A 21,837-nucleotide genomic window follows, 5' to 3' on the forward strand; every position below is an offset into this window, starting at 1 on the left:
AAGCGCGGGTGGGCTTGGCGCCCCAATGAAGCGCAGCGAGCGCTGGTCTGTATGTGACAGCGAAGCCGGAGCTCTCGTGGCACGGGCGCCTTCCAATCCGGACAGACCCTGGGTGCGCACTCATCATGTGCCGCGGCGAAAGTCGAAATTGACCTTGCTGGAGCATCTGGGACAAGATGAGGCGTGGTTACGGTCACGGCTCCCGAGTTTCGGGGCGCTCATCGACTGAATGCCGGACAAGGGCGCTCCTGGCGGGTGCTGTTGATCGCCTCGTCGCTGGTGCTCGCCAGCACGTCGAGCTTGGCCGAAGAGCTCAAGCCTTGGTTTGCCGAAACCACCCCAACACTCGTTCTCGACCGCCTCGACGGCGCTCGTATCGATCTGGCGGAGCTGCCCGGCGGTCCCGTGATCGTCCATTTCTTCGCGACATGGTGCGCCCCCTGCATCGAGGAGATGGCCTCGCTGAACGCACTCGCGGCTCAGCAGCCGGTCCAGCTCACGATCCTCGCCGTCGATGTCGGCGAGGTCGACGCCCGGGTCAGGACCTTCTTCCGCGAGCGCCCGGTTTCATTCCCCATCCTGCTGGACCGCGACCGCAGCGCGATGAAGGCCTGGCATGTTGAGGGATTGCCGACGAGCTTCGTGCTCGATCGCGACCTGAGCCCGGCCTTCAAGGCCGAAGAGCCGCTCGATTGGACGGGCCCGGCCGTCATCCGCGTGCTGACGCGACTGTCGCAGCGCAAGAACGGGACGCCGGCGGAACAGACGATCGATGGAAGCCAGAGCAGGGAGGAGATCCGATGATTACGCGTCGTGACATGCTGAAAACCGGTGCCGTGGTCGCAGCTGCGGGGTTTGTGGCTCCGCACCACGTCCTCGCCCAGGACGCCGTCTTTGCGCCTTCGCCCGGTGCCTGGCGCAATTTCGAGGTGCTGACCCGGCTCGAATTGCCGGCGAAGGGCGGGGCACAGGCCTGGATTCCGCTGCCATCAGTGCAGGAGGGCGAATGGATCAGGTTGGGTAAAAACGCCTGGCAGAGTAACGCTGCCTCGGCGGAGGTCGTCAGTGATCCCAAATATGGCGCGCAGTTGCTGCATGTTGTCTTCAAGGACGGTGAGGCAGCGCCCGCTATCGAGGTTCGCAGCAGTTTTTCGCTGCGCGACCGGGCCGAAGATCTCGGCGCAAGATCCCAGGCGCCAATTCTGAGCGCGGCCGAGCGCAGGCTTTATCTCGAGGCGACCGAGCTGATGCCCACCGACGGCATCGTCAAGGAGACTGCCGATAAGGCGATTGCCGGTAAGGCGAGCGACCTCGACAAGGCGCGAGCGATCTACGAATGGGTTGTCGTGAACACGTTCCGTGACGCCAGGACACGCGGTTGCGGTACCGGCGACGTCGCCTCGATGCTGCGCACCGGCAATCTTGGCGGCAAATGCGCCGATCTGAACGCACTCTATGTCGCGCTGGTACGTGCCGCGGGCATCCCGGCCCGCGACATCTACGGTATTCGCGTCGCGCCTTCGAAGCTCGGCTATGCCAGCCTCGGTGCCGGTTCCGCGACCATCACCAAGGCGCAGCATTGCCGAGCCGAGGTCTGGCTCGATGGCTATGGTTGGGTCGCAACCGATCCCGCCGATGTGCGCAAGGTCGTCCTGGAGGAGCCGCCAGGGAACAATGCAATCGACACGCCCAAGGTGGTGGCCGCGCAAAAGACGCTGTTCGGCGCCTGGGAGGGCAACTGGCTCGGCTACAACATGGCTCATGACCTGGAATTGCCGGGCTCGCGCCACAAGGTGGCATTCCTGATGTATCCGCAGGCCGAAATCGCTGGCGCGTTGCTCGACTGTCTCGATGCCGACACGTTCAAGTACACGATCAAGTCGGCCGAGATCACGGCTTAGTCGGCGAGGCGGATGGGGCGCTGCTCTTCTGGAGACTGGACCATGAGCGACACGATCGACCTTGACACTCCCGCTCCCCCCCGCCTGACCAGCCTGGCACATGGCGGCGGCTGTGGCTGCAAGCTGGCGCCGTCGGTCCTGCAGCAACTGCTTGCGGACCACCCTGCGGCAGGGCCTTACCGTCAGCTTCTCGTCGGCACGGAGACTGGCGACGATGCGGCGGTCTGGCAGATCGACGATGAGACCTGCGTCGTCGCGACGACGGATTTCTTCATGCCGATGGTCGACGATCCGCATGATTTCGGCCGGATCGCGGCGACCAATGCGATCTCGGATGTCTATGCCATGGGCGGCAAGCCGATCATGGCCTTGGCAATCCTCGGCATGCCCCTCGACAAGCTGCCGATCGAGACGACGCGCGAGATCCTGAAGGGCGGCGCCTCGATCTGCGCCCAGGCCGGCATTCCGGTCGCGGGCGGGCACTCCATCGATGCACCCGAGCCGATCTACGGACTTGCAGTGATCGGCCTGTTGAAGCTGCCGAACCTGCGCAGGAACAGCGGTGCGCGGCCGGGCGATGCGCTGATCCTGACCAAGGCATTGGGCGTGGGGATCTATTCGGCGGCCTTCAAGAAGGAGTTGCTGCCAAAGGCCGCCTATGACGAGATGATCGCCTCGACCACCCTGCTCAACCGCGTCGGCGCCGAACTAGCAGGGGATGGCGACGTCCATGCGATCACCGACGTCACCGGCTTCGGCATTCTCGGGCACGGGCTGGAGATGGCGCGCGGCTCGGGCGCGACCTTGCGGCTCCGCTTGGCTGAATTGCCCTTCCTCTCGCAGGCCGAGCAACTGGCACGCGACGGGCGCGTGACCGGTGCTTCGCACCGCAACTGGGCGAGCTATGGCGAGGGCGTCGCGCTACCGGCCGGACTGCCGGACTGGCAGCGCCATTTGCTCACCGATCCGCAGACCTCGGGCGGCCTCCTGGTCTCCTGTGCAGCAGGGAGGGCAGACGAGATTCTGTCCATGGTGAAGGCGGCTGGATATCCCTCCGCCCGCATCGTCGGAACAGTCGAGGCCGGCCCTGCGCGGGTGATCGTCAGCTAGATCATCGGACCGGATCTCGCATCCGCTCCGATGATCTGACCTTCCGCGTTTGCATCGGCCTTCCCGCAAACCGCAATTCGGGCCGTTTCCCTAGGTTTCATCGACCCGCATCCGGCGCCCCCAAACGTCGAAAAGCTCGCCGTGGTTCAGGACCAGCCGGTCGCGCTCCAATCCGTCTTCCAGCGAGCGCAAACGCGTGCGGGCGAGCGCGTCGTCGAGTGGGCCGCCCTTCTCTGCGCGGGTCGGAAAAAACGCGACGGCATCCCAGCTCACGCCGGCGCTGCGAAACATCAGGATGATGTCGCCCCAGTCGATCTCGTCGCCGATGACATGGACATAGGTGGAGCGCAGAGGCTCGACCTTCGGCTCGGCAATGCGGACCAGCACGATCAACGCCGTGAACGGACCCTTTCGGAACGCTTTGGCGAGCCAGGCGTCGAAATCGGTACTCAGCCCTTTAGAAGTCGACACGCGGGGTCTCCGGCATATAGCGCTCGAACAGAGCATAGAACTCAGTTCCGGTTTCCTCCCGGTACCAGTCCTCGAAGGCGAGCAGGGCGGCCTGCGAACCCCGACCGGGCGGCCCCTCGCTTGCGCTCATCTCGTCCTGTATCGCCTCGAAGACCGGCATCAGCCTGTCGAGGACGAGCGCCTGCCGCGGACCGATCTCGTCCCAGCCGAGCCCACTGGCGACGATGAACCTGGCGCGCGCAGTCGCCTTGTCGGGATCCTCTGCCTCGGCGATGGCTTTGGTCGAGCGGCGCATCAGGTTGAGCCTGCGGAAGGCGTTGGCGCGTTCCCGGGCGAGCACCTCGATCCGCGTGGCCGCCTCGCGACGATACGCGTCCTCGGCCCGCCGGGCAGCTTCAGCCGCTTCCTCGAAGACCGCGATCAGGTTGAGGTCCGGCGCGTCTGTGTCTTCGGTCATGGCGCCTCAGTGAGCTGGCGGAAGAGAATGGGAGTCGAACCCACCAGAGACCGTCTGACGGCCCCTCCCGGATTTGAAGTCCGGACGCCCCACCGGGGACGCTTCTCCTCCATTCGACGCATCAACCGTCAGCGGACCGAACAGGTCGAGCCGCTGACGGTTGATGCGCCTGAGATCGCCGCGGCGGATGGTGACGCCATGGCGATCGAAGAATTCAAGAATCTGGATCGCGACCTTGCGGCCGTTATCGAGCCTGTCGCGAAACTGTGCGGCGTTGAACCCGGCCGGGTCGCGTGCCGCGAGGTCTGCCGCGACGCCGACCATTTCGGAGACCGTATCGCGCAGGAAGAAGTGGTCAAGTGCGAGCTCATGGACGTCGCCGCGACGCCCGGCAAGGCGGAACAGGCGGCGGATATCCTCCTCATGGCAACCCAGGATCTGGGCGACGTCGCGTACGCGGGGCGGGCGGAAGCGCTCGCCGCTGCCAATCAACGGCGCGACGCGTGCCCAGAGCGCCTCATCCTGCGGCGTCAGCCTGACTTCGTGCTCGGGCCGCCTGATCCAGGAACCGATGACGACGAGTTCACCGGCATGCGCCAGCCGGGTCAGCGCCGTGCGGAAGACGGCGGCAGGCAAGCGCGGCGTCACGGCCAATCGCAGCCTTTCCAGCCCCATTCCCGGCTGGTCGGGGTGGTCGGCGTGATAGGCTTTCAATATCTCGATCACCGAGCCGGAGAGGTTCTTCCAGCTCTGCGGGAGCATGACCGAAGCACCGATTGGCACAAGGCCGAGCCTGACCGCCAGTGCCTCGGACTGCCCGGGCCCGAGCGCGCGGTCACGCGCGAAGGCCTCCAGCTCGGCATGATAGGGTGGCTCGTCGAGCAGCCTTGCCAGCGCCTCCGCATCGTCGGTCTCGGCTAGGGCGAACAGCTGGGCCTGCCTCTCCGGGCTTCGGCGCCGACGCTCCGGCGCGCGCAAGTCGAGGAAGCGGCCACCGCCGATCGTCCGTGAGGCGCTGGTGTCGCGCAGCACGAAGCGATCAAGCGTGGCGGCCGCAATCGGGCTGTCGAGCACGAGCTGTACCAGCGCCGTCGCGCCGGGCGCGATCTCGCCGCCAAGCAGGACGATGCGGGCGCCCACCTCGGTCGCCGCATGGTGCAGCCGCACCGGTTGCCACATCGCCAGCGGCCTCTTCTCGGATGCGACGATTGTGAGTTCGGCGTCGATCCGCGTGGCCGGAGCATGCAGATGCGAAGCGACAATCATATCGCCACGATGGATCGCGTCCTTTGATATCTCCGACCCCGCGAGATTGAGAGCACAGCGATCGCCGGCCGTACCTCGCTCAGTGGGGAGGTTCTGGGCGTGGATCGAGCGCACGCGTGCCGGGATGCCTGAAGGGGAGACAATGATGCTGTCGCCGACCGCGACTGCTCCCGAGAGGACCGTACCGGTAACGACCGTGCCGGCGCCGGAGAGTGTGAAGCAGCGATCCACGGCCAGGCGGAAGGCGCCATCGCCACGGCGCATATGCGAGGATTGGGCTCGTTCGCTCAGCCGCGCGGCAAGCTCGGCGATACCCGACCCGGTCACGGTCGAGACCGGCAGGATCGGTGCGTCAGGGAATGGCGTATCAGCAAGCAGCATACCGATCTCGCTGTGCAACGCGGCGAGGCGCGCCGCTTCGACGAGGTCGGATTTGGTGATCGCGACGACGGCTTGGCCAATGCCGAGCAAGCGGGCGATGTCGACATGCTCGCGCGTCTGCGGCATCACCCCGTCATCGGCCGCCACGACGAGCAGCAGCAGATCGATGCCGGAGGCGCCGGCCAGCATCGTGTGCACGAATTTCTCGTGACCAGGCACATCGATGAACCCGACGATCCGGCCATCCCGCTGCGGCCAAAAGGCAAAGCCGAGCGTGATGGTGATGCCACGCTCCTTCTCCTCCTTGAGACGATCGGTATCGACGCCGGTGAGGCGTTTCACCAGCGAGGTCTTGCCATGATCGATATGGCCCGCCGTGCCGATGATCACGGCGCGGCCTCTTCGGGCGCGACGGCCGCGCGCGCTGCCTTGATGAAGGGGGCKGCGAGCAGGCTGCCGCAGCGCTCGGCGTCCAGCAGGAGGCAGAGAGCGCGGGCAGCATCTTTCGTGACGCCTTGGCCGAGCAGTGTCGCGGCGCCGAGCATGGCCTTCGCGTCGGCGTCGCCGGCTTCGGCGCCGCGCTGCCACCACTGCGCCGCCAGCACCGGATTCCGCTCTACGCCGAGCGCCTCGTGATGCATCATCCCGAGCCGGGTCATGCTGGCAGCGATCCCGGCCCCGGCCGCGGCTTCCGCCCAGCGCAGGGCGTCGGGCAGGTCGGCCGCACTGCCGCTCTCAAGGAGCATCCAGGAGAGCATGTCCTGCGCCGGCGCATCACCCTGTTCGGCCGCGAGCCGGTAGAGCCGGGACGCCTCGGCGTCGCTTTGCGCGACGCCGTCGCCCTTGAAATGCAGAGCAGCGAGATTGCGCTGGCCGACCGCATCGCCGCTTTCGGCCGAGAGCGAGAGCCAGCGCAGCGCGAGCGCCGGATCGGGCTCGACGCCCAGTCCCTCGGCGAAGCAGGCGCCGATATTGTTCTGGGCGCGCGCCAGGCCGGCATGAGCGAGCGGACCCCAGATGGCCAGCGCCGCACCGTAATCTCCACGCTCGACCGCCGCCGCGGCGGCAGCCATCGCCGTAGTGGTGTCGGCCGGCGGCGACCGGTCGCGACGGAGGAGGCGGTCAAGCAAGGGCATCGCCGGCCTCGGGATTCAACAAGCGCAATTGGCCGATGAAGGCGTCCTCGTCCTCCAGGCAGCGCAGGTCGAAGACCAGCGCGCCTTGAGCGATGCGCCCGATCACGGGCAGGGGCAGGGCGCGAAAGGCGGCGGCGAGTTTGTCCAGCGCCGCGCCGGAGGCCTTGCCGGATGGCTTCATCGTGATCCCGGCGCTCGGCAGCGTTTCGAGCGGCAGCGCGCCTGAGCCGATCTGGCTGGAGCAATCGGCGATTTCGACGATCCAGCCGGAGCCAAGAACGTCGGCGACGTGCGGCTGCACGCGCTCGGCCAGGATGCGCAGTGCGGCTACAGGGCGCGTGAACAAGCGCAGCGTCGGCAGCCTGTCGGCCAACCGGTCGGGGTTGCGGTAGAGCTTCAACGTGGCTTCAAGCGCAGCAAGGCGCAGCTTGTCGAGGCGCAGGGCGCGCTTGAGCGGGTTCTTCGCGAGCTGGGCCACCAGTTCCTTGCGACCAGCGATGAAGCCGGCCTGCGGCCCGCCGAGCAGCTTGTCGCCCGAGAAGGTGACGAGGTCCGCGCCGCCCTTCAGTGCATCCTGCACCGTCTTCTCATGGCGCAGCCCCCAGCGCGCGAGGTCGATCAGGGTGCCGGAGCCGAGATCATCGAAAAAGGGGAGGTCATGCTGATGCGCCAGCGCCGCAAGCTCTGCGGGCTCAACGGCAGCGGTGAAACCCTGCACCATGTAATTCGATGTATGGACCTTCATGATCAGCCCCGTCGCGGAGCCGATTGCCTCGGCATAATCGCGCAGATGCGTCCGGTTGGTCGTGCCGACCTCGCGCAGGATCGCGCCGGCACGCGCCATGATGTCGGGCATGCGGAAGGMGCCGCCGATCTCGATCAGTTCGCCGCGCGAGACGATGGCCTCGCGGTCCCGGGCGAAGGTGTTGAGCACGAGCAGCACGGCCGAGGCGTTGTTGTTGACGAGCAGCGCGTCCTCGGCCCCCGTCAGTTCGCGGACGAGGTCGCGGACATGCGCGTCGCGCTCGCCGCGCTTGCCGGCCTCGATGTCGTATTCGAGGTTGGTCGGGGAGCGCATCGCCGTGATGACGGCGTCGATCGCCTCCTCCGCCAGCAGGGCGCGGCCGAGATTGGTGTGCAGCACCGTGCCGGTGAGGTTGATGACCGGTCGTTGCGACGGCCGCTCCTGATCCTCCAGGCAAGCCAACGCGCGCTCGGCGATCGCCTTGACGGGGGCAGGGTGGGGCGGTTCAGTTTGCCGCATCCGCTCCAGAACCTGACGGACAGCCTGTGTGGTCGCCGGTCGGCCGTGGCGTGCAAGGGCGAGCTCGCAATGCKGACTGCGTAGCACCTCATCCACCGATGGCGGGCGGAAGCGTTCGGGTCGGTTCATCAGGCTCCCTCCGGGAGACGCATGATCAGTAGCCGAGCAGGAAAGGGTTTACGCCAGCACGGCGCCATCCTGCTTCCGAGACCAGAAGGTCGAGGCCGAGGCTCGCGACATCGTCGGCCACTGGCTCCAACTCCGCATCCTTCCGTTGGTTCAGGATCTTCAGGTAGGTCCGGCACTCGTCGCAGGTCTCTGCCTTGATCGTGTCAGCGATCCCTTCGATGGCCTGATAGGCGATGCCCTTGGTCGAGCCGCAGGAGACGCATTTCACCCGGACATGGTTCCACTGCGTTGCGCAAAGCGAGCACTGGACATAGCGAACACCTTCGATGTTCGCCGTGGCCATGACCGCGCTGGCGACAGGCGGGCCGCCGCAGCACGGGCAGACGCCGTCGGCGACGGGCTGGGGCAGGGTGGCGTCGAGCAGCGCAGCGCGTAGAGCCCCAACGACTTGCAGGGCCGCAGCCGCGAAGATGTGTTCGGCGGCAGTCTCTGCAGGCACGGCGTCGTCGAGCACGGCTGCGAACATGGTACCGCGGGCGGCGCTGTCCGCTTCCTTCGCCCGGTTCAACGCGGCGCGAGCAAGCTCCGGCATGATGACGTCTTCGAGCAGAACGAGAAGCCCTCCGAAACAAGTGGACGTCGCCTCGTCCAAGGCCAACTCCGTACGCGGCAGCAGAGGCATCGCGTTGGCCGCTCGGCTCCGTTGTTCGGCGAGGGAGGGCATCGAGGGCGGAGCGATCACGCCCGCCAACTGCTCCTGGGCGGTTGAGAGCGCCGCAAGGAAGGTCAGATAGGGCTGGAGTTGGTGCCCCGGTCCCAGGGCTGCGAAGCGCATGGCGCGCAGCCCGAACATCAAGCGTGGGTCTGGAAGCCGGACGAAGGGGGGCTTGTCGCGTTCGGCGATGCCGACATCTTCAAAGGTCGCAAAATCCTGGCTGTCACTCATCAAGTATCAACCTCACGAACCCCACGGGCCACGTCGAGGCGGAGCAGCCGAAGCTGCCCCGCGAAATTCTATTCCGCCGGACCTATGCCATGACGGCGCGGGGGCACCTGCCGCTCGTCGATGACGCCCTTGCGGGCCTCGCGCCGGAGCCAGAGCCGATGATGCCGGAAGGCCCAGCCACCCGTCACCTTGCCCTCCGTCATCGCGTTGATCGTGCCGCGCACATAGAATCCGGCATAGATATGGACGATGACGACCAGCAGCATCGCGATTGCCGCGAGTGCATGCACGATATGGGCGAAGCGCTGCTGTTCGATGGTGAAGCTGGTTCCGAAATACTCGTACCAGATCATCAGACCTGTCCCGAACAGGACGAGGATCATCAGCGTCATCAGCCAGAAGACGAGCTTTTGCGCTCCGTTATACTTGCCGATTTCGGGGAGATTCTCCTCGCGACCGGCCATCACATCGCCGATATGGCGCATCCATTCTGTATCGACACGGGTCCAGAAATTGTAGCGGACCATCTGGACGAACAGGATGGCAAAGCTCAGCAGCAGCACCACGCCGATCCAGGGATGCAGCATCCGTGTATTCGAGCCTCCACCGAAGAAGCTCGACAGGAAGAACAGCGACGGGTGAAACAGGGCGGCCCCGCTGAGCGCAAGCAGGATCAGGGAGATCGCCGTCACCCAGTGATTGACGCGCACGCGGCCGGGGTAGCGGTCGACGGTCGTGCGCTCCTCCTCACGCCTCACGGCCACGGGCTGCCTCCTCGTCGATCAGATGCTCGGCCTCGCGATCTTCCGCACGGCTGACATCGTTGCGTCTTGCGACGGTCGCATGGACGAAGGCGAACATGGCGGCGAAACCCACAACAGCCATGCCGGTATATTTGGTCAGTCCCTTCCAGAGCTCAACGACCTGGCTGATCCTGGGGTTCTGCGGAAGGTTGGCATAGAGCTGCGGCCTGTCGGCATGGTGCAGCACGTACATCACATGCGTGCCGCCGACGCCCGGCGGATCGTAGATGCCGGCATTCTTGAAGCCGCGCGACTTCAGGTCGGTGATCCGCCCCTCGGCATAGTTCAGCATCGCGGCCTTGGTGCCGAAGACGATCGCGCCGGTCGGGCAGGCCTTGGCGCAGGCCGGCGCCTGGCCAACCGAGACCCGGTCGGAACAGAGCGTGCACTTATAGGCCTTGTGATCGGTCTGGCTGATGCGCGGGATGTTGAAGGGGCAACCCTTCACGCAATAGCCGCAGCCAATGCAGTTCTCCGAGACGAAGTCGACGATACCGTTATTGTACTGAACGATGGCGCCGGGGGCGGGGCAGGCCTTKAGGCAGCCCGGATCGGCGCAATGCATGCAACCATCCTTGCGGATCAGCCATTCCAGATTGCCGCTCTCCGCATTTTCCCATTCCGTGAAACGCATCAGCGTCCAGGTATTCGGCGTCAGATCGTGCGGGTTGTCATAGACGCCGATGTTGAAGCCGACCTCCTCGCGCAGGTTGTTCCATTCAAGGCATGCCGCCTGGCATGCCTTGCAGCCGATGCATTTCGAGACGTCGATAAGCTTCGCGACCTCGAAATCATGCCGAACATCCGGCGGCCTGAAGGTCGTGGCCGAGATGCGGGAGAAGTCCTGACTCTGCAATCCTGCCATCGCCGCCTCCTCAGCTCGTGACCGGCCCGTTGCTCGGCTCGACATTCACCAGGAACGCCTTGAACTCGGGCGTCTCGATGTTGGCGTCGCCGACGAACGGAGTGAGGCTGTTGGGGCCGAAACCCTTCCTTGCCGCACCGGTGAAGCCCCAATGGAGCGGGATGCCGACGATATGGACCGTCTTGCCGTCGCAAATCATCGGCTTGATGCGCTTGGTCACAACGGCCTTCGCATGCACGGAACCACGGTTGGACGAGACCTTCACCCAGCTGCCAGGCTGGATGTTCTTCTCCGCGGCCAGTTGTTCGCTGATCTCGACGAAGAACTCCGGCTGCAGCACCGCATTGACCCAGACATGCTTGGTCCAGAAGTGGAAGTGCTCGGTCAGGCGGTAGGATGTTGCCGCATAAGGGAACTTGTCCGAAGTGCCGAGCGCCGCCAGATCGTCCTTGAAGATGCGAGCGGCGGGGTTGCCGCGGATCTTGGGCGCCATGACATTGGTGACCGGGCTTTCGAACGGCTCGTAATGGGCCGGGAAGGGGCCGTCTTTCATCATGCCCCGCGAGAACAGCCGCGCGGTGCCCTCAGGGTTCATGATGAAGGGGCCGACATCCCGCGGCTTGGCGGCCGGCGCGATGTCCGGCACGTCGAACCCGGTCCAAGTGCTGCCATTCCACTCGATCAGCCTGCGCTTGGGATCCCACGGCTTTCCGTCGATATCGGCGGAGGCGCGGTTGTAGAGGATGCGCCTGTTGGCCGGCCAGGCGAACGCCCAGTTGGCATAGGCGCCGGTATTGCCGGGGTCGCTCGTATCCCGGCGGGCCATCATGTTGCCCCGCTCGGTCCAGGAGCCCGAATAGATCCAGCAGCCGCAGGCCGTCGATCCGTCATCGCGCAGCTGCCCGAACGTATCGACCAACTTGCCCTTCTCCAGCACGATCTTGCTCGGATCGACCGGGTCGGTGACGGTCGAGACGACGTAGCCGTTCATCTCCTTCGCCAGCTCGTCCGGCATCGGATCGTCCGGTATCCGATAGGGCCAGTGCAGGTTGAGGATCGGATCAGGGAAGGCGCCGCCTTCCTTCTGGTAGAGCGCCCGCAAGCGGAGATGGAGCTGCCCCATGATCCAGGTGTCGCTCTTGGCCTCGCCGGGAGGTTCGGCTCCCGGCCAGTGCCATTGCAGCCAGCGGCCGGAGTTGACGAGCGAGCCCTCATCTTCTGCGAAGCAGGTCGTCGGCAGCTCGAACACCTCGGTCTGGATGGCCTCGGGCTTGACGTCGTTGAAGACGCCCTCGTCCTTCCAGAAACGCGATGTCTCCGTCTGCAACGGGTCCATCACGACGAGGAATTTCAGCTTGGAGAGCGAAGCCGTGACCTTGCCCCGATTAGGGAAGGACAGCAGCGGATTGAAGCCCTGGCAGAAATAACCGTTCACCTTCCCCTGGTTCATCAGTTCGAAGGTGCGCAGCACGTCGTAGCCCGGCACGTCGAGCTTCGGCAGCCATTGATAGGCGAAATCGTTCTCCGGCGTCGCCGCATTGCCCCACATCGACTTCAGGAAGCTCACCATGAACTTCTTGTAGTTCTGCCAGTAGCTCATCTGGTTGGGGCGCAGCGGCTTGAAGCCGCGCGTGCTCATATAGGTCGTGAAATCGACCTCCTTGTCCGTCGGCAGGGTCAGATAGCCGGGGATCAGGTTCGACATCAGGCCGATATCGGTCAGGCCCTGGATGTTGGAATGGCCGCGCAGCGCATTCATGCCGCCGCCACGCATGCCGATATTGCCGAGCAGCAGCTGCAGCATCGCCATCGAGCGGATGTTCTGCGAGCCCTTGGAGTGCTGGGTCCAGCCGAKCGCATACATCGACGTCATGACCTTGTCGCGCGCCGACGTCTCCGAGATCATCTTGCAGATCGTCAGGAACTTGTCCTTCGGCGTGCCGCAGATGCGTTCAACCATCTCCGGCGTGTAGGCCGCGATGTGGGTCTTCAGGAGCTGGTAGACGCTTCGCGGATGCTGCAGCGTCTCGTCGATCTGCACGTAGCCGTCCGGACCGAGCTCGTATTCCCAGCTTGAGCGGTCGTAATCGCGCTTGGCTTCGTCGTAACCGGTGAACAGACCCTCCTGATAACCAAAGCCTTCCTTCACGAGGTACGGCGCGTTGGTGAAGGCGCGCACATAGTCGTGCTGGATCTTGTCGTTATCGATGCAGTACTTCATCACCCCCAGGAGGAAGGCGATATCCGTGCCCTGCCGGATCGGCGCATAGAAATCAGCGACGGACGCCGAGCGCGTGAAACGTGGATCGACGACGATCAGCTTCGCACCCCGCTGGGCTTTCGCTTCAGTGACCCATTTGAAGCCGCAAGGATGCGCCTCGGCGGCATTGCCGCCCATGATGACGACGAGATCGGTATTCTTGATGTCCGTCCAGGAGTTCGTCATCGCACCGCGACCGAATGTTGGGGCCAGACTGGCCACCGTCGGTCCGTGTCAAACGCGCGCCTGGTTGTCGAACGCCAGCATCCCGGTGCTTCGCACCACCTTGTAGGTCATGAAGGCGGTTTCGTTGGTCGTCGCCGAGGCCGCCAGGAACCCGGTGGACAGCCAGCGATTGACCGTCACACCATCCTGATTGGTGGCGATGAAATTCTTGTCGCGGTCGTCCTTCATCAGCCGCGCTATGCGGTCGAGCGCCTCCGCCCAGCTGATGCGCTTGAAGTCACGTTGGCCGGGGCCGCGATATTGCGGGAATTTCGTGCGCGTCTCGGCATGGACGAAATCGAGCAGGGCCGAGCCCTTGGGACAGAGGGTACCGCGGTTCGTCGGATGATCCGGATCGCCCTCGATATGGATGATCGCCGAATGGGCATTTTTCGATCTATCGCCCAGGCCGTACATGATGACGCCGCAGGCGACAGAGCAATAGGGACAGGTATTTCGCGTCTCGGTGGTTTGCGCCAGCTTGAAGAGGCGCACGGCCTGAGCCAGCGCCTGCTCCGACTCCCCGAACCCCAGCGCAGCTATGGCTGTTCCAGCCAGTCCCGTTCCTGCGCCTCTCAAAAACTGGCGGCGCGATAGCTCTTGAAGCATCCGGACCTCCCAGAAGGCGACATATTCGCCCTTGTTCTCTTTGGAATAGTGAAACTCTGGACCGACGGCGTCAAGATGACTTTCCGGAAACTGGCGGCCGGGCGCGTATGCCGCCGCGGCACCATTTCGTCGTCTTGTAGATTATATCCATCGCATATTTGGAGTATCGACCGATATTTTGCACCGACCCCGATCGAATGATATCAACCATATGCAGATATATTAACAAATCGATTGATGACGCTACGTATGACAGCGAGTAACGACTGATAATATCTACAACCTGGAGCACTAAGAACGAAGTCCTGCCTAAATATTGGTCGCATTGCTCGATTATCGTCCGATTCCTACAAATGTTCGGATAGCCTCGCGGTCGCGTTGTCGGGCGACTGCGTCAATCTGCCGGTCCGGGAACCGCGCCTCCATTTGCGACACGGATCGTCGGCTGTCCTACGTAAGGGACCGGGTTGCCGCAAAACGAATCATGTCGAGGAGAAATCTGCCGCGTGGAAGCATGGCGTTGGGGCCTGGGACATCGCTGCGGTGCTCCAACCAGCCTGCAAGAGCGTTGCCATCGCCCTGAGATGTCGCGCCGTGCCTGCGGGTTCGGGCTACCCGCAAGGCGCTTTACCGTCGGATTGGAGATAGGATTTCAATTCAGCCGGGGTGGAGTTGAACAGGCCAGTGAAATCCTTCTGAGTGACGAACCCGGCTCGCGACAAGAGGCGGATCTGTTCGGCGAGCGGCTCCGGCACGAAGGCAGACGGTTGATAGCCCGAGGTAACGTCATTGCCGCGGCCTCTGTCGGCACTATCGACAGCGACGATCATTCGACCCATCTCGCTTTCGCGGACATTCTTTACCATGGAAATGTGTTCCCGCCGCGCGCGAACGAATTCGCTTAGCCGTGCGACCAAGCGGTTGCGGTATTGGTCGTCGCAAAATCGGTTCTTGTAGATGCGCATCGTGCACGCCAGGAACTCCGCTCCTTTCTCTGGTCCCAGGAATGTCTGCCCGCGTTTTTCCGCGTAGGCTGCGGCATCTCTGCTCGTGGGCTTCATGCAGCGTTCGTGCAGTTCGCTGTCGATCGCACTGAAGCCATCGGCAGTTTGCTGCATCTCAAACGTCATCATCCAGGACTGGCCGACGATGAACGGCACCGGTCCTTGCTTGTTGTAGGACCGCGCAACCGCAACGGGATCGGAACCGAAGCCCGCAACAACGGCCGGAGCAGTCGGGGGTGGGGGGCTGGAGCTGCGCCCCAGCAAGAAATAGGCGCCAGAAAAGCTCACGAGAATGGCGACCACGCCGATTGCAATGTCGGCCACGCCTATGCCAGGACCGCCGCTCCCGCCCTGGGGACCGCGAGAACTTGCCTCAGCGCCACCGCCTTTTGCATCGGTGGTCGGAGGCTTCCTCTTACCGAACGACATGGTCTCGATCCCGCTACACTCGTGTTGTCTTATCGGGCAGATGCCGGCGTCCTATCGTGGGCAGACGCTGGTTGCGCCGTACCCGTCCGGATCAATGCGAGTATCCGCCTTCACGCTTCGTTGGCCGATCTCGATCCGGCGTGCGTTCGTGGTCGACCAGACGCGCAAATTCTCTCTGGGGATGCCGAAATAGCGCTGCCATCTGTCCAGCGCCGCGCAGACCAGTCGCTGCCGGGGTCTATCCGTTGGGAAACGGGAATAGTCTCCCGGGCTTGCCACGTCCCCGGCCCCAAAGGCACCGACGCGAAACCCTGCGAGCAGTCCATCCCTGGCTCCGGCGAGATCAAACGCAAACGGTCCTTCGACGCCAATCTTCGCCCGCTGGCTCGGGAGTGCCCCGCTGATCTGCAATAGAGCCGGCCTGTCGGCGATGAGGACGACGGCAGACGCGCCAATGTTGGACAGGTCCAGGGCAATGGCCTGCGGGTCCGATTTGCCGGGGAGCTTGGCCTGCGCCTCAGAGGTCACTGCGGTCGTTTCGGCCGCACTGACGGCGTGGAAGACGACATGCACCATGTCCGTATTCCTGGCCTCGGCAGATTGCGCGGTCATGCCCTCGAGGCGCTGGAAGAGCCGTTTCAGCGCCTCGGCATCGTCACCGGAGACGACGCCGCTCGCGCGTTGCGCCGATTCGATTTTTGTCAGCAGGGGATCGAATGACGGGGTCGCGCGCCAGAGATGAAAATTCACGGATACGAAGATGCTCGCTGCGGTCACAATCGGCAGCACCAGGACAAGAATGAGCAAGGCATTGGCGACGCGCCCAGCCCGCGTCGCAACCGCGCTGCCGGCCTCCTGCACAGCGGGGTCTTGTTGCTGCTTCCTTCCGAATGACATCGTCCGTGCCTCAGCCGTCCAATCGGGCGGGAGGATACTGCCTGCCGCGATCCTTACGCTGGGTTAAGCGACCCAGGGTAGAACAGGAAATGGCGCCACGAAATTGAGGGGAGGGCCGTGGCGTGGCCCGATGACGTCCTCACTCAGCCGCAGCAGCCTGATCCGCCGGCTTGTCCTCGAGCGCGGCCGTCATCGCGTCATCGACCTTTTCCAGCCAGATGAATTCGAGCCTCTTGCGGGCATCCTCCGGGATGTCCTCGAAATCGCGGCGGTTGCGGGCTGGCAGCATGACGCGGGTGAGCCCGGCTGCTGCTGCCGCGACGACCTTCTCCTTGATGCCGCCAACCGGCAGAACCAGCCCGCGCAAGCTGATCTCTCCCGTCATGGCAGTGTCGCTTCGCACAGTACGGCGGGTCAGGAGCGAAACCAGCGCGGTGAACATGGCAACCCCGGCGCTTGGCCCATCCTTGGGCGTAGCGCCGGCGGGGACGTGAATATGGATATCGCTCTCGGCGAACATGGCGGGGTCGATGCCTAGTGATGAAGCACGGTTCTTGACCACACTGAGGGCGGCCTGGGCGCTTTCGCGCATCACGTCGCCAAGCTGGCCGGTCAGGATCAGGTTGCCCCTTCCGGGAATGCGGGTCGCCTCGATGAAGAGGATGTCGCCACCAACCGGCGTCCAGGCCAGCCCGGTGGCAACGCCGGGTACGCTTGTGCGCATGGCGACCTCGTTCTCGAAACGGGGCGGACCGAGGATCATCGCCAGATCATCGGCCCCGATGCGAACCTGCGTGGCGCTGCCTTCGGCGATCTGTACCGCCGCGTGGCGCAGTGCGCGGCCGATCTCGCGTTCGAGGCCGCGCACTCCGGCTTCGCGGGTATAGTCATGGATGATCCGCCGCAGCGATACGTCGTCGATCTCGACCTGCCCAGGCGCGAGACCGTTGGCCTCGAACTGTCGGCGCAGAAGATAACGCCGCGCGATCTGAAGCTTTTCGCTTTCGGTGTATCCGGAGAGGCTGATGATCTCCATGCGATCGAGCAGCGGCCCGGGGATCGTGTCGAGCATGTTGGCGGTGGTGAGGAACACGACGCGGGAGAGATCGAACGGGACGCCGAGATAGTTATCACGGAAGGTCGCGTTCTGCTCCGGGTCCAGCACTTCCAGCATGGCGGCGGAGGGATCGCCCTGGATGCCCCGGCCCATCTTGTCGATCTCGTCGAGCATCATCACGCAATTGCGCGCCTTGGCCTTGCGGATCGCCTGGATGATGTTGCCGGGCAGGGCGCCGATATAGGTTCGGCGATGGCCCCGGATTTCGGCCTCGTCATGGACGCCGCCCAGGCTCACACGCGAAAAGGGGCGCCCCATGGCTCGCGCGATCGACTGACCGAGCGAGGTCTTGCCGACACCGGGCGGGCCGACGAAACACAGGATCGGCGCCTTGCCTCCCGGCGCGAGCTTCCGCACTGCGAGGTATTCGATGATGCGGCGCTTGATCTTGTCGAGCCCGAAATGATCCTCGTCGAGAATCTGGCGGGCGGCAGCCAGGTCGATCGGTTTCTCCTCGGGGAGGGCCCAGGGCAGCTCGATCAGCCAGTCGAGATAGGTGCGAACCATGCCCGCCTCGGCCGCGGCCTCCGGCATGCGCTCGTAGCGGCGCAATTCCTTGCGCGCGACCTCTTCCGCTTCCGGCGTCATCCCGCCCCTCGCGATCGCTTCGGTGAGCTCGGCGACCTCCGGCCCTCTGCCGTCCGTCTCACCCAGTTGGCGCTGGATCGCTGCCATCTGCTCGCGCAGGATCGCTTCGCGTTGGCGCGCATCGAGCGATTCCTTGGTCTGGCGGCCGATTTCCTGGGTCAGCCGCAAAACTTCGATCCGCCGGGCCAGGAAATGCGAGATCCTGTCCATGCGCTTGGTGATGTCGATGGTCTCGAGGAGCTCCTGCTTCTCGTCGACCGTGATATCCAGATAGGCGGCGACGAGATCGGCCAGGGCCGTGGGCGAAACGGCCGATTGAACGGCCGCAAGCAGTTCCTGCGGCACCTGCGGGAGGAGTTGCAGCGCCTCGAGCGCCTGTTGACGCAGATGGAGTGTATGAGCCTCGATCTTCGGTGTGAGGAGATCGGGCTGCTCGATCCGCAACACACGCGCCGCGAAGAAGGGGTTCTCGACCACAAACTCGACCAGGCTGAAGCGTTGCTCCCCTTGCAGGACAAGGTGATGGCTGCCGTCCGGCGCGTTGATATAGCGAAGGACATTGGCGACCGTTCCCACCCGGTGCAGGTCCGCAGGCGCCGGATTCTCGATCTCGGAGTCGCGCTGCATCAGAATGCCGACCGGTCGCTCTTCGCGAAGCGCCTGCTGGGCCGCAAGGACCGAACGCTCTCGTCCGATCGTGATCGGGAATACCGTTCCGGGGAAGAGAACCATGTCGCGGACCGGAACGATGATCAGGGCATCGGAAGGCACGGTCGAAGGCGCCGCGGGATGAGCGACCGATGCCGCCGGCTGTTCGGTTTCCTGCTCTCGATCCTCGCTCGGCATGAATCCCTCCCAGGCACCTGTTCGCGAACGGCTCTCGACCTCAAATCGATTTCTGCAGGCTGAGCACCAGGCAGCCATTCGCGTCGCTGCGCGTCACGGCCGCGTAGCGTCCTTGGGGCAGGCGGACGCGGCGCTCGAAATGGCCCTGGGGAATCTCAAGCCGATGGATAGTCGCGGTGCGGAGTTCCGAGGGCAGGGTGCGGCGCCCCACCACGACGAGTTCGCCGTCTTCGATGGCGATTTCGACCTGGTCGGTGCACACTCCCGGCAAGGCGACCAGGATCAGGACCTCAGTCTCGAGCTCGAGTACGTCGACCGGTGGGACCCAGGACACCTGTTGGGCCGCCTGGCGTGGCTGGAAGAACTGTCGGTGCAGATGCTCGGCCCGCGTCAGCATCGCGATCGCTTCCGACCACATCCAGCTCTGATGATCGTCACGCCTCATGTCCGCAGCTCCACTTAAGGTGCTTCCAGCATTCTAGAGCCTAGCCACGCATCATGGCCAGATTGGGCATGAGCTTGCGTCCTGAGCAACAGATAGGGCGCGGCAGAACAGGGCGCCACGGCGTGACGGAATATAGCGCGCAGGCTGAACCTTGCGACCGCAGGAGCGATCCTCGCTGCAAGAATCCTTCGGTCACTCGTATGAAATCGAAAGAGCGCTCGCCCAAGCTCACCCGACACAGCCGAGCGCGCTTCGCTAAGATAAAAAGCAAACCAAACTAGGTCTTTACGGGAATAATCTCACCACTGACTTTCAAGTTGTGAGCGGCTGCATCTCGCGCAGTCACGGCATCGCGGTCCTGCCTTCGAGCCACTAGAACGCGCAGCCCGCGCGCAATGAGTTCGCCCGCCTGTCGAAGTTCCAGGCGTTTCTCGAGGCGCTGCAAACCTGGAAATACCATCCGAGGCGCGGCCTTCGCTGAAGCAGCCCACAATGATGGTTCAGGGAGACCGATCGGGCTTTCGGATTCCCGAGCATCCATGCGCATGAGGCGGATGGTGGCCGGATCCACCACTCGTTCCTGCACCACACTGGTGCTGTCAGGACCGGCCGGGCCACGAGAACATCTCTCGGCAGCGCATCGGGGTTGCAGCGGCCAATCGTCCGTCCATGCCAGCAGCAGGGCAGTGTACACCGCGATGTGACGGCTCAAGCGTTTGTCGCCGTCAGCATGAGCTCCGTCAGTCTCGGATCCGAAGGAGGGCTCGATCGGTGCTCCAAAGAGCGCCGCCTTGATTCGCATAAGACATATTATGGAACCAAACTATATGATCCTCGATCCCCTGATCCGGGCGCGGCCTTGCTTGCCGAATGGCCAGCCGATCAGGAAATCAGTCGATCGATAAATCAAATAGGTCATTCACGACAGCCTCTTATGGCAACGTGCCAAAGTAGATTAGCGACCTCTCCGCTTGCCGATATTCCAACCGTTCGGGACACTGGCTCATTGTCTTGGAGCAGGCTTGATTGATGCGGGACCGCGCGCCTCGAAATGCATGGCAGAGCCATGGTCGCCAGGAATGGATTTCGACCGTCAGCCCGGATACAGCCTGACATGATGGCTGCTTCGGGGAATCGATGACCATGCGCACGTTGCAGGATTGTGCTGAAGCTCTGGCCGGTGGAACGATCACCGCCCGTGCGCTGGTGGAGGAATGCCTCGAACGGATTTCAGATCCGGCGGGCGAAGGTCGACGCGCCTTCATCTCGGTCTCGGCAGTCAGCGCCCGGGCGTCGGCTGATGCCCATGACGGCTTGCGGCGGGTCGGCCGTGCGGCCGGCCCATTCGCCGGCATTCCCTTCGCCGTGAAGGACCTCTTCGACGTTGCCGGCGAACGGAGCATGGCTGGCTCACGTGCACTGGCCGATTGCGCGCCGGCGAAGGCTCATGCGCCGACGATCGCACGCATGATTTCGGCCGGGTTCATCCCGATCGGCCGGACCAACATGACCGAATTCGCCTATTCGGGAATCGGTGCCAATCCACATTATGGAACGCCGCTCAGTCCCTGGGATCGCGCCTCACGCCGCATTCCGGGTGGCAGCTCGTCGGGCTCCGGCGTGGCGGTTGCCGATGGCATGGCACCGGTTGCACTCGGCAGTGACACGGGCGGCTCATGCCGGATTCCGGCCGCGCTCTGCGGCATTGTCGGCTACAAGCCGACAGCGCGACGGGTGCCGCTMGATGGCGTCGTCCCGTTGTCGAGCAGCCTTGATTCATTGGGGCCGCTCGGCGCCAGCGTGGCCTGTTGCGCCATTGTTGACGGCGTCCTGGCGGCCGACTCTCTTGCGCCGCCGCTGCCACGCCCTATTGCGGGTCTGCGCCTTGCCATCCCGACCCAGATCGTCAGGGATGGCATGGATGCAACCGTGTCCGCCGCTTTCGACCGCGCAGTCAGCCGCCTGAGCGCGCTTGGCGCGCTGATCAGCGATGTTGATTTCGCGCCGCTCGGGGCAATTGGCAAGGCCAACAGCAAGTTCGGCTTCGCGGCGCCCGAGGCTTTCGCCTGGCACCGCGCGCTGCTCGAAACGAAGGGCGAGCTTTACGACCCCCGCGTCAGCAGCCGGATCGCGACCGGCGCACAGGCGCTGGCCGCCGATTATCTCGATCTCGTCCTGGCCCGGCGCGAGATCATCGCGGCAATGGATGCGCTTACCGCAGGCTACGACGCGCTGCTGATGCCGACCTGCCCGATCATGGCGCCGCGCCTGGACGATCTGACGGAGGATCCCGAGTATTTCCGGCTGAACGGGCAGCTGTTGCGCAACCCGAGCCTCGGCAACTTCCTTGATCGCTGCGCGATCAGCCTGCCCTGCCATAAGCTTGGCGAGGCTCCGGTCGGATTGATGCTGACCGGCGAGACCGGCGGCGATCGCACCCTGTTTGCCATTGCCGCCGGGATCGAGGCGGCCTTGCGGCAATGAGTGCTCCAAGAGGGGCGGGCACAGCCCCTCCCCCCGTAGGGCTCTGTTTCAGCGTTCCTTGAAGATCCTGTTGGCGTGGTCTGCGAAGGGTTTCGTCAGGAACGAGAGCGCGGTGCGTTCCTCGGTGGTGATGAAGACCTCGACCGGCATTCCGGGCTGGAGCTTGCGGTCGCCGAGGGCGGCGACGAGATCGCCGTCGATCTG

The 21,837-nt window shown here is 64.2% G+C and carries 17 protein-coding genes, 1 tRNA gene and 1 pseudogene; 4 read left to right on the plus strand and 15 right to left on the minus strand.

What is annotated here, in order from left to right:
- Window positions 1-183: 183 nt before the first annotated feature.
- From AC1DIO_RS22435 to selD, 3 genes are read left to right on the plus strand one after another with little or no spacing between them, the layout of a single operon-like run.
- A complete protein-coding gene (locus tag AC1DIO_RS22435) occupies window positions 184-804 on the plus strand; it encodes a TlpA family protein disulfide reductase (RefSeq protein WP_476776522.1) in 621 nt (206 codons plus the stop codon).
- Complete coding sequence (locus AC1DIO_RS22440; protein WP_476854098.1) at window positions 801-1,901, plus strand: transglutaminase-like domain-containing protein; 1,101 nt, start codon at window positions 801-803, stop codon at window positions 1,899-1,901. Before AC1DIO_RS22435 ends, AC1DIO_RS22440 begins: the two co-directional genes overlap by 4 nt.
- A 42-nt stretch (window positions 1,902-1,943) precedes the next feature.
- A complete protein-coding gene (gene selD, locus AC1DIO_RS22445) occupies window positions 1,944-3,011 on the plus strand; it encodes a selenide, water dikinase SelD (RefSeq protein WP_441491601.1) in 1,068 nt (355 codons plus the stop codon).
- A gap of 90 nt (window positions 3,012-3,101) precedes the next feature.
- Here the strand turns inward: selD and AC1DIO_RS22450 are convergent, their stop codons facing one another.
- The 15 genes and pseudogenes from AC1DIO_RS22450 to AC1DIO_RS22520 all read right to left on the minus strand — a co-directional run bounded on the left by AC1DIO_RS22450 (window position 3,102) and on the right by AC1DIO_RS22520 (window position 19,861).
- Window positions 3,102-3,482 (minus strand): hypothetical protein, encoded by a 381-nt coding sequence (locus AC1DIO_RS22450; RefSeq protein ID WP_476776520.1) that lies wholly within the window; start codon window positions 3,480-3,482, stop codon window positions 3,102-3,104.
- Window positions 3,469-3,939 (minus strand): hypothetical protein, encoded by a 471-nt coding sequence (locus tag AC1DIO_RS22455; protein WP_476776519.1) that lies wholly within the window; start codon window positions 3,937-3,939, stop codon window positions 3,469-3,471. The genes AC1DIO_RS22450 and AC1DIO_RS22455 overlap by 14 nt, the downstream gene beginning before the upstream one ends.
- Before the next feature lie 15 nt (window positions 3,940-3,954).
- A tRNA-Sec gene (locus AC1DIO_RS22460) sits at window positions 3,955-4,050 on the minus strand.
- Between the two features lie 111 nt (window positions 4,051-4,161).
- Window positions 4,162-5,976, minus strand: a pseudogene (gene selB / locus AC1DIO_RS22465) (selenocysteine-specific translation elongation factor); the annotation flags it as partial.
- On the minus strand, window positions 5,973-6,722 hold the full coding sequence (locus AC1DIO_RS22470; protein ID WP_441507790.1) for a tetratricopeptide repeat protein: 750 nt from the start codon (window positions 6,720-6,722) through the stop codon (window positions 5,973-5,975). The gene AC1DIO_RS22470 and the pseudogene selB, both read right to left, overlap by 4 nt.
- Window positions 6,709-8,115 (minus strand): L-seryl-tRNA(Sec) selenium transferase, encoded by a 1,407-nt coding sequence (gene selA / locus AC1DIO_RS22475; protein WP_476854099.1) that lies wholly within the window; start codon window positions 8,113-8,115, stop codon window positions 6,709-6,711. Before selA ends, AC1DIO_RS22470 begins: the two co-directional genes overlap by 14 nt.
- Before the next feature lie 25 nt (window positions 8,116-8,140).
- On the minus strand, window positions 8,141-9,061 hold the full coding sequence (gene fdhE / locus AC1DIO_RS22480) for a formate dehydrogenase accessory protein FdhE (RefSeq protein WP_476776517.1): 921 nt from the start codon (window positions 9,059-9,061) through the stop codon (window positions 8,141-8,143).
- 68 nt (window positions 9,062-9,129) lie between these two features.
- Window positions 9,130-9,825 (minus strand): formate dehydrogenase subunit gamma, encoded by a 696-nt coding sequence (locus AC1DIO_RS22485; RefSeq protein WP_441491595.1) that lies wholly within the window; start codon window positions 9,823-9,825, stop codon window positions 9,130-9,132.
- Window positions 9,809-10,729, minus strand: coding sequence for a formate dehydrogenase subunit beta (fdxH, locus tag AC1DIO_RS22490; protein ID WP_476776516.1), 921 nt, complete (start codon window positions 10,727-10,729; stop codon window positions 9,809-9,811). The genes AC1DIO_RS22485 and fdxH overlap by 17 nt, the downstream gene beginning before the upstream one ends.
- Window positions 10,730-10,739: 10 nt before the next feature.
- Window positions 10,740-13,823, minus strand: coding sequence for a formate dehydrogenase-N subunit alpha (gene fdnG, locus AC1DIO_RS22495; protein WP_476854100.1), 3,084 nt, complete (start codon window positions 13,821-13,823; stop codon window positions 10,740-10,742).
- A 611-nt stretch (window positions 13,824-14,434) separates the two neighbouring features.
- Complete coding sequence (locus AC1DIO_RS22500) at window positions 14,435-15,256, minus strand: hypothetical protein (RefSeq protein WP_476776515.1); 822 nt, start codon at window positions 15,254-15,256, stop codon at window positions 14,435-14,437.
- 51 nt (window positions 15,257-15,307) lie between these two features.
- Window positions 15,308-16,153, minus strand: coding sequence for a hypothetical protein (locus tag AC1DIO_RS22505; RefSeq protein ID WP_476776514.1), 846 nt, complete (start codon window positions 16,151-16,153; stop codon window positions 15,308-15,310).
- Window positions 16,154-16,292: 139 nt separating this feature from the next.
- Window positions 16,293-18,704, minus strand: coding sequence for an endopeptidase La (lon, locus tag AC1DIO_RS22510; protein ID WP_476776513.1), 2,412 nt, complete (start codon window positions 18,702-18,704; stop codon window positions 16,293-16,295).
- A 40-nt stretch (window positions 18,705-18,744) separates the two neighbouring features.
- The gene (locus AC1DIO_RS22515; protein WP_441507783.1) at window positions 18,745-19,149 is read right to left on the minus strand and encodes an Hsp20/alpha crystallin family protein; all 405 of its coding nucleotides are present in this window, start codon (window positions 19,147-19,149) and stop codon (window positions 18,745-18,747) included.
- Between the two features lie 277 nt (window positions 19,150-19,426).
- Entirely contained in the window at window positions 19,427-19,861 is a 435-nt protein-coding gene (locus tag AC1DIO_RS22520) for a hypothetical protein (protein ID WP_441507782.1), read from the minus strand.
- Between the two features lie 425 nt (window positions 19,862-20,286).
- Between AC1DIO_RS22520 and AC1DIO_RS22525 the strand changes: the two genes are divergently transcribed.
- On the plus strand, window positions 20,287-21,633 hold the full coding sequence (locus AC1DIO_RS22525) for an amidase (protein ID WP_476854101.1): 1,347 nt from the start codon (window positions 20,287-20,289) through the stop codon (window positions 21,631-21,633).
- The last annotated feature ends 204 nt before the right edge of the window (window positions 21,634-21,837 follow it).

The sequence above is a fragment of the Allobosea sp. 05T439 genome, assembly GCF_056396005.1.